Genomic DNA, 14,537 nt, shown 5'->3' on the forward strand with positions numbered 1-14,537 from the left:
CCGGAGCAACTGGCGCGACTGGTGACGCAGGAGCTACCGGCGCTACAGGTCCTATTGGACCAACCGGCCCGACAGGCACAACTGGAGCTACAGGTCCTACTGGATTAACTGGTGCGACAGGAGCCACCGGAGCAACTGGCGCGACTGGTGACGCAGGAGCTACCGGCGCTACAGGTCCTATTGGACCAACCGGCCCGACAGGCACAACTGGAGCTACAGGTCCTACTGGATTAACTGGTGCGACAGGAGCCACGGGAGCAACAGGGAGCACGGGAGCAAGCGGTATTTCTTATGCTGCGAGCCTTTACATAAGCGGCCCTCCAGGATCATCTGGACAGGGATATCGTATTTTTGGACTAAGTTCATCTCCCTCCCCTCCTGTTTCAGATTGCACAGCCCAATTTATTTCGGGCGCATACACATCACCAAGCTCCGGCATCACAATATCTGGTTCCGCGGCTTCTTCAGGGGCAGTTTATACAACTCCCGTAAACAATGCCCTTACACTTCCTGCTGGACATTATATTTTCACATATGGCTTATCCGTAAGTGGACAGAGTGATTTCGCATTAACGACGAGTATTTCGTCCGCAGCTAGCGCTATCGCGAATATTCTTCCTGGAAGCCATTTTTACCAAAACCAAAACCTGAGTTTTCAGCCGCTCCAGGTTTTTGTGAATCTCGCAAATACGACAACTGTCTATCTTATTTGCGTAGGACTAAATCCTGTTACACTTGGAACTGCAGGATCTAATCCCACTTTTAATTTTGCTATGGGGTATATGACCATTTTTGAAATTCAATAAACAAAAAGGAAAAAATGATGAAAAAAAATTATCTCAGATTTCTTATTGCTTTCTTTTGTCTTACTTCGAATTTTGCTTATGCTGCCTCTCCTAGAGACATTCGCTTAGCCACAAATACGGGTGGCAGCTCAATCGCTTACTGGACAACAAGCTCAACAAATGACATTATCCAGGCAGCAGTCTTGCCTGCAGGTGGTTCTTGGTCAACCCCTGTAGACTTTGCGATTACAGGACTGGACTTTCAAGGCCCACGAGTTGCAATAAATAGTAGCGGAAACGCTGTAATGGTGTGGTATACCTTTGACTCGGGCCTAAAAAAATTATACGCCTCAGCTTATGATGCGACTTTGGCTACTTGGTCAACACCCACACAAATTAGCACGAATTCTGAAACAATTTTAGATGATTTCTATGTAAAACTATCAGATACTGATACTGCAGTCATCGTATGGAATTCGTTTTGGATTACGACGGGCCTGGTTACGGCAGAAGCTCTTGTCAACACTTTAGGGACATGGACGGGAACAGCCACGATCTCTAATTAAGCTAATCGAATCATAAGCCTTAAATCCCACTAGGGATTATCGCTTAGAATATACCCCATGACAGAGCTCTTGCCTCTTGGCAAGGGCTTTTCTGTCTTAAACCACCTATCGACAATTAATGACACACAGGAAAAAATGAACAGATTCTACTTTAAGCTACTGATCCTAAACTTTTGCATTCTTTCTAGCTTCACATACGCAAACACACCCAGAAACGTAAAATTACACGCTGATTCGAGCGGTAATTTAATCGCATTATGGTTTATTCATAAAGCTCACAACAACATTCAAACCACAGTTCTCCCAAATGGTGGCTCATGGTCTTCTGTGACTGAATTTGAAATCCCAGGAAACGACTGCGAAAATCCCAAATTAGCGATGAACAGCAGTGGCAATGCTGTTTTAATATGGTCTGCTACAGATGCAGGAGTCAGAAAAATCTATGGAACAACTTACTCTTCCTCAACCGGCACATGGTCTACCGCAACACAGATTACACAAAATACTGAGACAGTTTTAGATGATTACGATGTTAAACTTTTAGATAACCAAAAGATGGCCATCACCTGGAATTCTTTATGGTATCAACAAAATATCACGAATGCTCAGGCTTTAGTTGGTACTTTAGGGGAATGGGGCAAGGCCCAGCAAATTTCCAACTAAACAATTTAGCCCCACCATTCATGGGGCATTTCATAAGGAAATGCACTTTTTAGAGAGTCCTCCTAAATCCTTACAACATCCCCTTTCGGTTGAAGCCTTTCCAGAAAACAGGGCATTTTATTCCCTCTTTACTCTTAAACAACCTTTAAAATTCTCACGTACAAGCTCTCTTCTGTATCATTTTTTATCACAATTTTAAAAATATCCTGACGAATATCTAATGGGATTCGCTTCTATACGCATGTTATTCCTTTATTTTTAACGATTGAGTCAATTAAATATAAAATAAACTCAGTACTTCATCCTTCCTTTTTATTTTAAGTGATTTAGGGAAGAGCCCTAACTACTTACTTAAAGAAATTGATTGACTATCCTTAAAAAAGATGTCAATACGGAGGAAAGTCAAAAGGAATATTACTTAAAGGAGTTTTTTATGCTGGTCACTAAAAAACAGCCAACAAATTCAGAAAAAAAATCTGATGCAAGCCAAGCTTCACAATCCAGCCAAGCACTGTCACAAAAGCATCAAACGGCTCACCCTAAGCACACCGAAAAAACACGCGTTGTCATCCATTATGATGTGGGATTTAATAATCACATTTATATCCGAGGAAAAGGGGCTGACCTATCGTGGGACAGGGGTGTTAAACTCAAAAATGTCAAAGCAGATGAATGGGTTTGGGAAACGGATATTCCTTTTCATTCTTGCGAATTTAAAGTTCTGATTAATGATCAAATTTATGAAGAAGGTGCCAACCACCATCTCAAGCACAAAGGATCTGTTCAGTATACGCCTAAATTTTCTTAGTTCTTGTCTCTTAAGCAAATCCGCAAGAAAAAACTTCTTGCGGATTTTATTTCCTGGGAAGCTGCAATTAAATCGAATATCCATTAATCTATCTTAGCAAATCAGCTCATGAAATGAAGGATATTCTATGCCCCGTATACAAAAATATTTACAAAAGCATGCCCAAAATCTTCAGCCTGCGGCCATTGCTTATCTTGCAGCTTTAGATCAAATCGAATCTTTTGCCCCCCCTATTGCCCATGCCATTGAGCAAGAACTGCGCGATCAGCGTTCCCACTTAAAACTCATTGCCTCAGAAAACTATTCCTCTCTAACTGTTCAATTAGCTATGGGCAATCTTTTAACTGACAAATACGCTGAAGGCTACCCCCATCACCGATTCTATGCAGGCTGTGAAAATGTGGACTTAGTCGAAGAAATGGCCCAAGAAGAACTCAAACAAATTTTTGGAGCCGAACACGCTTATGTGCAACCCCATTCTGGAGCAGATGCCAATTTAGTTGCTTTTTGGTCTATCCTTGTTCAAAAAGTCCAAAATAAAGAAATTGAAAGACTAGGCAAAAAAACACTTGATGAACTCACCCCTGAAGAATACGAACAGGTGCGCAAACTAATGAACCAACAAAAATTAATGGGCATGTCATTAAATTCAGGTGGACATTTAACGCATGGCTATCGACATAACATCTCCTCTAAAATGATGCGCTCTGTATTTTATGATGTCGATCCAAAAACAGAACAACTGGATTACCACACGCTGGCCAAGCAAGCGCTTCAAGAAAAACCAGACATTCTGTTAGCAGGCTATTCTGCCTATTCTCGTCGTATCAATTTTGCAAAAATGCGTGAAATTGCAGATTCCGTAGGAGCTGTCTTCATGGTAGACATGGCCCACTTTTCAGGTCTTGTCGCTGGAAAAGTTTTTCAAGACGAATATAATCCTGTTCCGTACGCGCACATCGTTACATCGACCACTCACAAAACCTTAAGAGGCCCAAGAGGAGGATTCGTATTGTGTAAAGCAGAATTTGCCGATACGATCAATAAAGGATGTCCATTAGTTTTGGGCGGTCCTCTCCCTCACGTAATCGCCGCAAAAGCAATCGCTTTTAAAGAGGCTAATTCCCCAAATTTCCAAGATTATGCTCAGCGAGTTGTGAAGAATGCAAACACGCTCGCTGAAAAACTAAAATCTGATGGTGCCCGCATTGTCTCTGGCGGAACTGAAAATCACCTAATGATTGTCGATCTTTCTTCATTTGGTTTAACAGGTCGACATGCTGAGTCTATTTTACGAAAAGCTGGCCTGACTGTAAACCGCAACACGATCCCAGGTGATCAAAATGGCCCGTGGTATACTTCTGGAATTCGTCTCGGAACTCCAGCTGTCACGACTTTGGGTATGGGTACAGATGAAATGAACGAAATTGCGGATATTATCGTAAAAGTCCTAAAAAATGCCAAACCCACTATTGTGGAAAAAACGGGACAACTAAGCAAAGCGAACGCAGAGATTGATCCAAAAATTCTTGATGAAGCGCAACAAAGGGTAAATGCTATATTGGCAAAATTTCCGCTCTATCCAGAAATCGAGATCTAAATTAAAGTCTGAAATAGAGAGATTAAATTTTAAAAATTGAAAGGCTTCGTAAACGCATGAAAATTGGATATTTAGGAATGGGAGCTTGGGGGTTTTGTTTAGCCTCCCTCTTGGCTGCTAAGGGCTACGAGTTAACCTGCTGGACAACAAAACAGGCGCTTGCCGATCGCTTGAATCAAACGAGAGAACACCCCTCTCTTCCTGGTCATATAGCTAAAGGAAATCTGCATTTTACAACAGACCTTAAAGCCGCTTTAATTCAATCTGAACTACTTATTGAATCTGTGACCTCGGCAGGGCTTCGTCCTGTGTTAGAAAAGGTAAAAGCAGTCGGCCCCTTAAATATCCCCTTGATCATGACGTCGAAGGGTATTGAACAGGGCAGCGGCTTGATTTTGCCCGATGTCGCGATTCAAACCTTAGGCCCTCAGGTCAAATCACAAGTTGGTTTTTTGAGCGGTCCGGGATTTGCAGAGGAAGTTATTCGCAATCTTCCCACATCAGTTGTTGGCTCAGCCTATGATCCCAACTTGTTGATGACGGTATGTCAAATTTTTACAACTCCCACCTTTAGGGTCTACCCAAATGCCGATATTCATGGAGTTGCATTTGGAGGCGCCCTAAAAAACATTATCGCAATCGCTTGCGGAATCTGCGAAGGATTGGGCCTAGGAAATAGCTCCAAGGCGGCATTAATGACACGAGGGTTACATGAAATTCGCAAGCTTGCCGTGGCTCAAGGCTGTAAAGCGGAAACTCTCAATGGCCTATCTGGCATGGGCGATCTATTTTTAACATGCAGTTCATTCATTAGCCGAAATTTCAGATTCGGCCACCTCATGACACAAGGTTTAACGCCTAAGGAAGCACAAGATAAAATTGGAATGGTTGTTGAAGGGGCCTATACATGCGTTTCTGCTTTGCAATTAAGCGAAAAATTAAATGTGAGCATGCCAATCACAAAAATCATTCACGAGATTATCTACAAAGACATGAAGCCACAAATTGCCGTCAATGCATTAATGGAGCGTGCAATTAAAGAAGAACACCTGTAAAAACAGAATAAATAGTTTTACACGAAAAAGGGTGATTGTCATGAAAGTTGTTTCGCCTAAACAAATGATGCAAATCGAAGCAGATGCCTATCGAAACGGCTCCTCAGAATCTGATTTTATGGAAGAAGCCGGAAGTGGGGTGGCCCTTTTTGTACATGAACTTGTCGAGAAATATGACTTAGATCGCCAGGTGACACTCCTATGTGGAAAAGGAAATAACGCGGGAGATGCTTATGTTGCAGGTATCCATCTGATGCATCTCGATTATGAAGTTCTAGGTTTGCAACTCTCTCCTTTAGAAGAATGCAGCCATCTTTGCAAACAAAACTATCATCGCTTTTTAATGGAAGGCGGCAGAGTGGCTCATGTTGACGGGGCAAATCCCCCATTTTTGCAAACGGGAGTGATCGTCGATGGAATTTTTGGCACGGGTTTTCATGGTAAAATTGAAGATCCTGCCTACCAAGCAGCCATCAAACATGCCAATCTTTCCGGACTTCCCATCATTGCGATCGACATTCCTTCTGGCTTAAACGGGGAAACCGGAGAAGTCTCAGGAGAAGCCATTCAAGCCACTGAAACCATTTTTTTGGGCCTGCCTAAAACCGGATTCTTTTTGCAGGATGGCTGGAATCATGTGGGGAAGCTGCGATATGTGGATTTTGGCCTTCCAGGCACCTATATTGAAAAGTCAGCAGAAGAATTGATCATGCTTTCTCCTGATATCATTTCACCACTCATCCCCAAAATTACACGTAATCGCGATAAATATGAGCGGGGGCAAGTTGTTGGGCTGGCGGGCTCTCCAGGCATGCCGGGAGCGGCATTACTAGCTTCACTAGCAGCTCTTAGGGGAGGGGCGGGTATCGTTCGCTTGCTTTATCCAGATGGCATGCACAACGAACTCGCGGCTAGTGCATATGAGTTGATCAAAATCCCTTATCAATATGATGATCCAAATACCATTTTAAACGTCTTGAATTATGCTGCAGCCACTTTTATCGGCCCGGGAATAGGCAGAACAGCTGAAACAATCCAGCTTTTGAAAAACATTTTCCCCCATCTGGAAAAACCATGCGTCATCGATGCAGATGCCCTCACATTGATCGCACAAGAAAATATCCCTCTCCCTTCATGCCCAACGATTTTAACTCCTCATCTACATGAGCTTTTGCGATTACTTAAACTTCCTGAATCAGAAAATCGTACTCCTGAGTTGTTAAAGGCGTGTGAGAATTATGCAAAGAAAAACCATGTGACCCTACTTCTTAAAGGTGGACCCACCTTTATTTTTTCACCAGAAACTCAAACCTGTGTTAATCCAACCGGAACGCCGGGCATGGCGACTGCTGGAAGTGGAGATGTTCTGACCGGATTAATCGCCGCCCTTCTCGCTCAAAAATTACCTCCACATGAAGCAGCTTGCCTGGGAGTTTATTTGCATGGCATTGCTGGTGAACAGGCGGCGGAAGAATATACCCCACACGTGATGATAGCCTCAGACATTATTACTTATTTTCCCGAAGCTTATCGCCTCAAAGAATTTTAAAGTGCACAAATTTCAATGCGATGAATAACAGCAAAATAAAAGGGCTAACTTTAACCTTCTGCATATGGATGTTAATGAATAGCTCCTATTTGTTTGCCGATCACGGCTGTAATTCTAAGGAAGAATCGTTTTGGCGTATACTCTCATTCAAGATTATCATTTTGGATATACATTATTTGGGAATAAGCCCATTTCTTTTGATAGGTATTATATATCCCCTTCCATAGATATGTCTGCTTGCTGCAAAAAAAATGCTAAGCTAGAAGTTTTATGGGATTTTTGGGAACAAAATAATCCGCATATTAGTGAAAGCCCATTTGTTTTAAAGCGAGTAAAATTCACAGAGGATGAAATTGAATTTCAGGAATTTTATCTCATTAATCGGCCTAAATGTCTGAAAAAAATTGAGAAGCATTGGGCTAGCTTTAAAAATGCATTTCCCCAATATGAAACGCCCCATGAGGTCCTCAAAGCAATTTGTGAAAAAGGCCCCCATACCATCAAAAAACATGATTTATTGGGAATCCTTTTAGGATATGGGGAACATAATGCGCATTTATTTCAAATGTCTTCGGATTTACTGATACAACTCACCTTATCGACTTATGCACAAGATGCACACACCACATCAAAATTAACCGATCAGGAAAAACAGCAAATTCTCTACAACCAAAAACTATCCACTATCGTTCCAAAAAGCTCCTGGGAGGAACTTTTATACCAATACCGTGAAATCTCTATGCAGCTATCTGGTTCATTAAGAACACTTGTTCCTTATCATCCATTACTAGCCATCCCCTTACCTAGCTTTCGAGCAGATCCTTCGCACCCTGAGACTCTTAAAATCTTACGCGATTATCTCGAAACCCAAAAGCTGAGTAATCAGCTCTTGCATCATCCAAATTTTCTTCAAATGGTATTAAACCGACTTTACGGTTGAAACATTACTGAAAGGTGATGACTGCAAGCCTTTTTTCAAAACAGTCCACCATATCACATGTCAAACTTTTGGCCATCGCATTCACTTTACCGACTAAGATTGTCATTATTGCATTTTCTTTATGCTTAGTTTCCATGGCCAAACGAATGCAAGAAACAGCACCTGTTTGCTTGCATTCGATAAGCATTGCATGAATCTCACTATCTGTAAATTGACAAAAGATTTTTTCATTCACAGCTTCAGCTAAAATGTGATTAAGCGTTGTTAACCGCTCTTTCGAAACACTATGCCATATATTTTCACGTAAAGACAGATTAAGCGATCGTGTTAAATAGATTTCCAGATACTTGATAGCCCTATCGAAAATAGCCCTTAAAGCAATGTTTGGAGCGGATTCATACTCCACTAAATATCCTGCTAATTCTACTCTTTCGCTATTGACAAATGCAGGACTGGCTTGAATCATGTTTATCTCCTGACAGAGCTCGGATCTCTAAATGGTAGCGATGGGTTTTATCTTTTTTAATCAAAAAAGAGGCGTTTTTTTTGGAATATTCAATATTCTTGCGATATTCTTCAAATAAAGCATTTATGTGCTTTAAAAATTGTTCTGGGGTACGTGGATGTACTTTCTTTTGTTCTCTTTCCCATTTCCAAACAAAAATATCTGATGCGCGCGCTTCTAAGAATATCCCCAATTCGCAGTATTTAAAATAATCGACTGGCGATTCCGAGCATAAAGCATACAACCCTTCAAAAAGAATCAGATCTACGTCATCCAAAGAAAGGATCTCTTCTCCAATCTCTCCTGTCAATTGATCACATGTCGGTTTTTTAATCCATTTTTCGCCTCTATGGATGATAGACAAGACATGATGCAAATCCGCCATTTTAAAATGTCGCACATCCCACTCTGTTCCAATTTCCTTTCTTTCAGTTGGGGATAAATTAAAGTGATGGAGCGGCAAAATCAAAGGGCGTATTCCCTTTTCTCTAAGCAATCCAGCGAGTTCACGTGTAAAATACGTTTTCCCAACACCCGGACATCCCCCAATTCCCACAATTGGAATAGGTTCCAATGGCGCACCATCATGTTGGTTCGCAATCTCTGCTAAATGCTGAACCAGCGAATCTAGAGAACGTAAATCATGATCACGTGCTTGAATAAAGTTTGAAAAAAATAAAACTATAAGAAAGGTTATCTGTTGACATTTACGCATAGCAACTCCGAATTTTCAATCATTCCTTTACCTTTTCGAGAAATCGATTTCTCTCCCATTACGTTTATGAGGATCGCCGTTATCTTGCAAGTCTTTTAAATATCTCTTCAACTTTTTTACTTAGGCTTGTCTCGATTAGAGGACTTTCTTAAAAAAATTTAGATGTGCATTTCTTGGTTGCCAAAAAAGAAAAATATAGCGATGATAGTTCGATCTAACTATCTAAAAATTAAGCTAAATTATGAAATTTGCAACAGCTAAAGAACACCGTGATTTTTTTCAAAAAAATCATCTCATCGAATTTGCTGACCTCTTGTCATCAAATCAAGCAATCAGCATGGCGAATGAGTTGGAAAGCGCACTTGGTCAACGCCTCAATATGAGTGCAGCGAAAGTCGGCGGATGCGCTTCAGAAAAACTTTTTTTGAATGGAAGAGATTTGTCAAGATCCTCAGATATTCTGAGAAAAGCTGTTTCACAACCCCAATTAGCGCATATTGCTTCGGAACTTTTCGAAAAAAGACCCATTCGTTTGGGTTTTGATCAATTTTTTCCCGTCTATCATGTCCCTTTTCAGAAAGAAGGCAAGATTTATCGAAATTTTCTAAATCAAACGCGCACATTGACCGAAGTCAGTTGCATTCAAGGCACGTTGGGAGGACTTATGCTCGCCCTTCCCACAAAACATACAATCGAAACGCCCGTGGTCGCCGAAGAAAGTGTCCCATCCTCTGTCAGCATCTTTCCTTCACAACCTTGTTCAGGCGTGTTTTTTGCAGCCGATCTTCCATTAGACTTTGACTCTCCAAAAAGAAAAGATCTCTATTACTTACTGATTGTTTACACAGAGTCAAGCCCTGTGTATATCGCAAACCGAGAAGATCCTCTTTTTCATACTCTCAAACTGCTTGAGTATGGATATGGAGACCGCCTCAGTGAACGGTACCATCCCACAGTTTATCGTTAAGTCTACTTCGGGTCCATAGGACTCGGAGTTTTTCCCATGTTTAACCACTGATAAAAAGGAAGTGGAAGAACCCAGGGGATCAAGTTCAAGGAAGGTAATGATTTATTTTCAATTAAGTCACATCCGAATTTATACAACGTTGCCCCTGCAATAATTGTTGGTAAAGCTCCACTTTTGATAAGAGCAAATATGACAGCCATCACTCCCGTCGCTAATGTGATTTGAGGAATGGAAATACATAGAATAACCACAAAGTGAACGGCTCCGATGACTAGAAAACATAACCCCACATATTTAAGCGGCACCCCGATAGCCATTACGATAATATCCGAAGCCTTGTTCATAAAATCCCAGATCTTCTTTAAAATCCGCGGAATTTGAAATCCTCGCGCTTCTTTCGATTTCAATTCTTCCTGCGCCGTATTGACATTCTCCGCTTTTTCAGAAGCTGTTTTCTTGTGTTGCTCTGATGTTTTGGGCAAAGAAAACTCTTCTTCCGCAAAGGGATGCTCTTGGGCTTTTTTGCTTTCATTTGAAGGCGGGGGAGAATGATGCAATCCTGGTGTGAATACTGGTGGTGGTGACGACATTTTTTCTCTTTTGGTTTGTAGATTAGAATTTGATTAATCTGCTACTCTTCTTATTTTACCAAGGCCGTATAATGACATGGAAAATTGTTCAATCAGGATGCTGCAGCGCATCCTCAAATATGCATCGGGATTATGAGCTATTAAGCCAGTTGGAGTCAATTAAACAACCTATTTTTCATAGCTATGAGTGGATAGGAGATTGCGCAACCTTTGGGCATTTTATCCAACCATTTGATTTTTTAAACGAGCAAGCTGTCAATCGCCTAAATCTCAATCTCGCCAAACGCCCTACGGGTGGAGGCATTGTTTTTCATGTTTCTGACCTTGCATTTTCCGTCTTAATTCCGGCATCCCATTCCGCTTATTCCGTGAATACACTAGAAAATTACGCTTTTGTAAATCAAGTTGTCATGCAAGCCTTAAGTGCTTTTATGGGAAATCAAGTGCTGCCACAGCTTCTTCCAGAAGAACCACTCCCCTTAGATGCCTCCAGCAAAAATTTTTGCATGGCCAAGCCGACGAAATATGACGTGATGTTAGAAGGAAGAAAAGTGGGAGGGGGAGCTCAAAGAAGAACCAAACATGGTTTTTTGCACCAAGGAACCATCGCCCTTGCAATGCCTAAGGATGATTTTTTACAAGAAATATTGCTTCCTGGAACATATGTGATGACAGCGATGAAACAACATAGTTACTTGCTTTTGGGTGCAAATTACACACACAAGCAACTCGATGAAGCACGCCAAGAGCTCAAACGCTTGCTAATAGATGGATTTTCCGAGCAACTTTGAAGAGTTATAAAACCTCACTAAACAATCGCGACTTTTGAAAGTCTCGTTTAGTCAATTTGTTTGCGTCAAAAGAATTCCAGGCCCCCCCCCCCCTCTCTTGCACCTATATTGAATTTTAAATTAAGCTTTGTCTTAAAAATAAGGAGAGTTTTTTTATGGAACAGGATCCCATTTCATAACGTTACCAGCAGAATTTTTAGTTGTTGGGTAAACCCACTCGTCATCATTCTCACGCATAAGACGATCACACCCCATCGCAAAACCTTGGAAAAAACCATATTTGCGCATAGCCTGTTGCATATACTGTGAACTACTCGGAATAAAATTGCTGCGCGGACCATCTGCAGGGGAAATCACTTCTTGGTGAAACTGAATTACCTTTTCTCCCACATAACCCAATAAGGGGGTTTTGCACGCTACGCTGGGAGGTCGGATAATTTGTTTACGGGCTAAATCGGCATCCTTTCCCCATGGGTTCGCATGAAGAAAGGATGAAATGACCAAGCCAAGAAGAAGCGCAAATAGTCTAGTCATTAATCACAACCCACATCTAGACCTTCACATGCTTCACAGGCTTCATATTTATTCGTAGAGCGTAGATTGAAGAAATCAAGTGCTTCATCCACTTCATATTTCCAACTTCTCTTCGTTTCACATTTGTATCTGAATAGATCTTGTTGGTGTTTAGTTAAGTTTTGGACTTCTTCTTCCGTATCGATAATCTCAGGGCGAATAAAAATCATCAGGTTACGTTTTTCATCGGTCACGTTTTTATCAGAGAATGCCGCACCAATGACGGGAAGTCCGCCTAAGCATGGAACGCTTACACGTCTGCGCGTCTCCTGATCCTGAACCATTCCACTAATTACCAAAAAGTATTTATCGGGAACATGCACGCGCGTGGTTGTTCGGCTTAAACGTGTCGTCGGACCTGGTGTAATGTTGTTCAATGCTTGTGCATTAGTTGTGGAAGCGACGCTACTGACTTCTTGCCGAATCTCAAGAGTTACAATGTCATTGTTACCCAAGAAAGGGGTGATTTTTAAGGTGGTCCCAATATTTCGATACTCGAAATTTGTAGTAATGACGCTTCCTTGGTCATTTGAAATCGACTGTGTTTGGTACTGGGTGTTCTCTCCCACAAAGATCTCTGCTGTAACATTGTCCTCAGCCAGAATCTTTGGATTCATCACAATGTTTGTGCTCGTTTTATCGTGTATCGCTTTTACAAGAGCTCCAAACGATTGGAATGTGAGATTTCCTACCGAAACAGTTTGCCCGACGATCCCTAAATTATAACCAGGGGTTCTCGCCAAAGTATTGGCATTCGGAGTTAAAATTTGTCCTGTGCTGATCCCATTAGTATTGGCAATACCTGTCGTATCTAAAGCACCGGGTAAAGTGGAAGCTGATGACAAAAAGGCTTGAGATCCAGCAGTGTCTCCTCCCCCAAATCGCGTTCCCCAGTTCACCCCATAGTTTAACGAGTCATCAAGCGATGAATCAAGGATGAGCATTTCGATAAACACTTGGCGCAAGGGCGTGTCGATTTCCGCAATCAACTCCTCAACTTTTCTGATTGAGCTCGTGGTGCCTGTAAAGATCAAGGAGTTGGAGGCATCTAGCCATTGAACTGTATCAATCGTCGAGATCAGGTCTTCATTACCCGTCCCTAACTGCTGTAAACTTGTTGCAATTTGGGAAAGGGCTTGCTGAATATCGGCCCCTTTTCGATATTGCAACTTATGGATAAAAAATTTAGTTCTTTCGATGTGTCCTAGAGGAAGATCAGGAGTTGGTTTTAAATTTCTCAAAATCGGCTCTGCAGAAATGGATTCTCCACTGCCTAATCTGAAAACCCAATTGCCATTCTCATCTTTTTCCCATTGTCCTTCAGGGACTCGATCTAAAGCATCTTCTGGTGCAAATGGTGAAGTGGTTCCTTCTGGAACAAAATACCAATTTCCATTGGCATCTTTATACCATTTCCCTTGAGGAATCCCTTCTCCTCCCTGCACTCCGGTAGGTTTAAAAATCCAATTTCCTTGTGCATCTAAATCCCATTTACCAAGTCCTTGTTGCTCTGGTGCAATTCCTGGGGGTGTCATCCCTTCTGCAGCACCCGCAGCTCGACCTTGTAAATTTAGCTCGTGCATTTCATAAATGCGTGTCATCCCTTGCCGTTGATCAAGCCGCTGTAAAACAGAAATGGCTTTTTCAACGAGAAAAGGAGAAGATACGATAAAAATGCTATTGGCGGTTGCATGAGGAACCAAAAGAAATTGTTGATCTTGGGCAATCGGTAGCATTAACTGCTGCGCTAGATCGACCATCGCATCAATAGCGCTATGCTTAACAACATATTGTCCCACAACCAGTCCACCAGAGGGAGCATCAATAGATTTGAGCAACTGTGCGATTTGTCGGACATTATTAACAAGATCTGTGACAATCACATTATTGCTCTTTTCTAGAACCTCTACAAAAGCCATCGTGGAAGTGAGAGGACGAATAACAGCAGCGGCCTTCGCAGGATCTAGCGTATTTAAATGAAAAACTTGCGTAACGATTTCAGAATCGCTGGGAATCACATTTCCTGATCCCACGTTAGAAATGCTCGAGACATTTGGATTTTTATGGATGATGATATTATTTCCCTCTTCCAAAATCGTCAAATCCCGAGAGCGTAAATCTTGAATGAGTGCGGCTAAAATATTATCCACCGTCGCAGGCTCTTCAGACACCACGGTGACGTTGAAATCAAGATCTGCTTCATCAAATACGAAGTTCTTACCCGAAATCCGGCTTACAAATCGGATGTATTCCAACATTTGAATGTTATTAAAATTGATCAAAACGCTCTTAGAAGCATCTATAGGGGCGTGCACTTCTTCTTGGGGAGCAGGACTTTCTTCATCAGGATTTAAAATATTCGTGCTATCTGTAGGTTGCTCTCCTTCTGTCGCCGGGGGTTCCCCTTCTAATGTTTGTCCTGCAGGAGAT

General features: G+C 41.7%; 14 protein-coding genes and 1 pseudogene. 10 read left to right on the forward strand and 5 right to left on the reverse strand.

Annotated elements, in window-relative coordinates; genetic code table 11:
- The 8 genes and pseudogenes from AB7E63_RS11800 to AB7E63_RS11835 all read left to right on the forward strand — a co-directional run.
- Positions 1-806 (forward strand): annotated as a pseudogene (locus AB7E63_RS11800) (hypothetical protein); the annotation flags it as partial.
- Positions 807-820: 14 nt separating this feature from the next.
- On the forward strand, positions 821-1,351 hold the full coding sequence (locus AB7E63_RS11805; protein ID WP_039376356.1) for a hypothetical protein: 531 nt from the start codon (positions 821-823) through the stop codon (positions 1,349-1,351).
- 57 nt (positions 1,352-1,408) lie between these two features.
- Positions 1,409-2,014, forward strand: a complete 606-nt coding sequence (locus tag AB7E63_RS11810) for a hypothetical protein (protein ID WP_006341211.1) — start codon at positions 1,409-1,411, stop codon at positions 2,012-2,014.
- 433 nt (positions 2,015-2,447) lie between these two features.
- Complete coding sequence (locus AB7E63_RS11815) at positions 2,448-2,822, forward strand: CBM20 domain-containing protein (RefSeq protein ID WP_059360060.1); 375 nt, start codon at positions 2,448-2,450, stop codon at positions 2,820-2,822.
- A gap of 127 nt (positions 2,823-2,949) precedes the next feature.
- On the forward strand, positions 2,950-4,422 hold the full coding sequence (locus AB7E63_RS11820; RefSeq protein ID WP_428419575.1) for a glycine hydroxymethyltransferase: 1,473 nt from the start codon (positions 2,950-2,952) through the stop codon (positions 4,420-4,422).
- A 56-nt stretch (positions 4,423-4,478) separates the two neighbouring features.
- Complete coding sequence (locus AB7E63_RS11825) at positions 4,479-5,477, forward strand: NAD(P)H-dependent glycerol-3-phosphate dehydrogenase (protein ID WP_006341208.1); 999 nt, start codon at positions 4,479-4,481, stop codon at positions 5,475-5,477.
- 40 nt (positions 5,478-5,517) lie between these two features.
- Complete coding sequence (locus AB7E63_RS11830; RefSeq protein WP_059360064.1) at positions 5,518-7,026, forward strand: bifunctional ADP-dependent NAD(P)H-hydrate dehydratase/NAD(P)H-hydrate epimerase; 1,509 nt, start codon at positions 5,518-5,520, stop codon at positions 7,024-7,026.
- A gap of 130 nt (positions 7,027-7,156) precedes the next feature.
- The gene (locus AB7E63_RS11835; RefSeq protein WP_428419576.1) at positions 7,157-7,966 is read left to right on the forward strand and encodes a hypothetical protein; all 810 of its coding nucleotides are present in this window, start codon (positions 7,157-7,159) and stop codon (positions 7,964-7,966) included.
- A 4-nt stretch (positions 7,967-7,970) separates the two neighbouring features.
- Here AB7E63_RS11835 and AB7E63_RS11840 read toward each other — a convergent pair whose 3' ends face one another.
- Both AB7E63_RS11840 and AB7E63_RS11845 read right to left on the reverse strand, forming a co-directional pair.
- A complete protein-coding gene (locus AB7E63_RS11840; RefSeq protein WP_428419577.1) occupies positions 7,971-8,432 on the reverse strand; it encodes a hypothetical protein in 462 nt (153 codons plus the stop codon).
- On the reverse strand, positions 8,401-9,186 hold the full coding sequence (locus AB7E63_RS11845) for a uridine kinase family protein (RefSeq protein ID WP_013924453.1): 786 nt from the start codon (positions 9,184-9,186) through the stop codon (positions 8,401-8,403). Before AB7E63_RS11845 ends, AB7E63_RS11840 begins: the two co-directional genes overlap by 32 nt.
- 241 nt (positions 9,187-9,427) lie before the next feature.
- Between AB7E63_RS11845 and AB7E63_RS11850 the strand changes: the two genes are divergently transcribed.
- The gene (locus AB7E63_RS11850; protein ID WP_284452813.1) at positions 9,428-10,153 is read left to right on the forward strand and encodes a hypothetical protein; all 726 of its coding nucleotides are present in this window, start codon (positions 9,428-9,430) and stop codon (positions 10,151-10,153) included.
- A 2-nt stretch (positions 10,154-10,155) separates the two neighbouring features.
- Here AB7E63_RS11850 and AB7E63_RS11855 read toward each other — a convergent pair whose 3' ends face one another.
- Positions 10,156-10,743: a hypothetical protein gene (locus AB7E63_RS11855; RefSeq protein ID WP_284452812.1), complete on the reverse strand. Its 588-nt coding sequence runs from the start codon at positions 10,741-10,743 to the stop codon at positions 10,156-10,158.
- 71 nt (positions 10,744-10,814) lie between these two features.
- On the opposite strand from AB7E63_RS11855, the gene AB7E63_RS11860 reads away from it, so the two are divergent.
- Positions 10,815-11,534: a lipoyl protein ligase domain-containing protein gene (locus AB7E63_RS11860; protein ID WP_284452811.1), complete on the forward strand. Its 720-nt coding sequence runs from the start codon at positions 10,815-10,817 to the stop codon at positions 11,532-11,534.
- Between the two features lie 153 nt (positions 11,535-11,687).
- Here AB7E63_RS11860 and yidD read toward each other — a convergent pair whose 3' ends face one another.
- Both yidD and AB7E63_RS11870 read right to left on the reverse strand, forming a co-directional pair.
- Positions 11,688-12,068: a membrane protein insertion efficiency factor YidD gene (gene yidD / locus AB7E63_RS11865; protein ID WP_006341200.1), complete on the reverse strand. Its 381-nt coding sequence runs from the start codon at positions 12,066-12,068 to the stop codon at positions 11,688-11,690.
- On the reverse strand, positions 12,068-14,537 hold a 2,470-nt coding region (locus AB7E63_RS11870; RefSeq protein WP_428419578.1), incomplete at its 5' end, for a secretin N-terminal domain-containing protein. The genes yidD and AB7E63_RS11870, both read right to left, overlap by 1 nt.

This window comes from Parachlamydia sp. (assembly GCF_050255895.1).
In the GTDB taxonomy this organism is placed as follows: Bacteria; Chlamydiota; Chlamydiia; order Chlamydiales; family Parachlamydiaceae; genus Parachlamydia; species Parachlamydia acanthamoebae.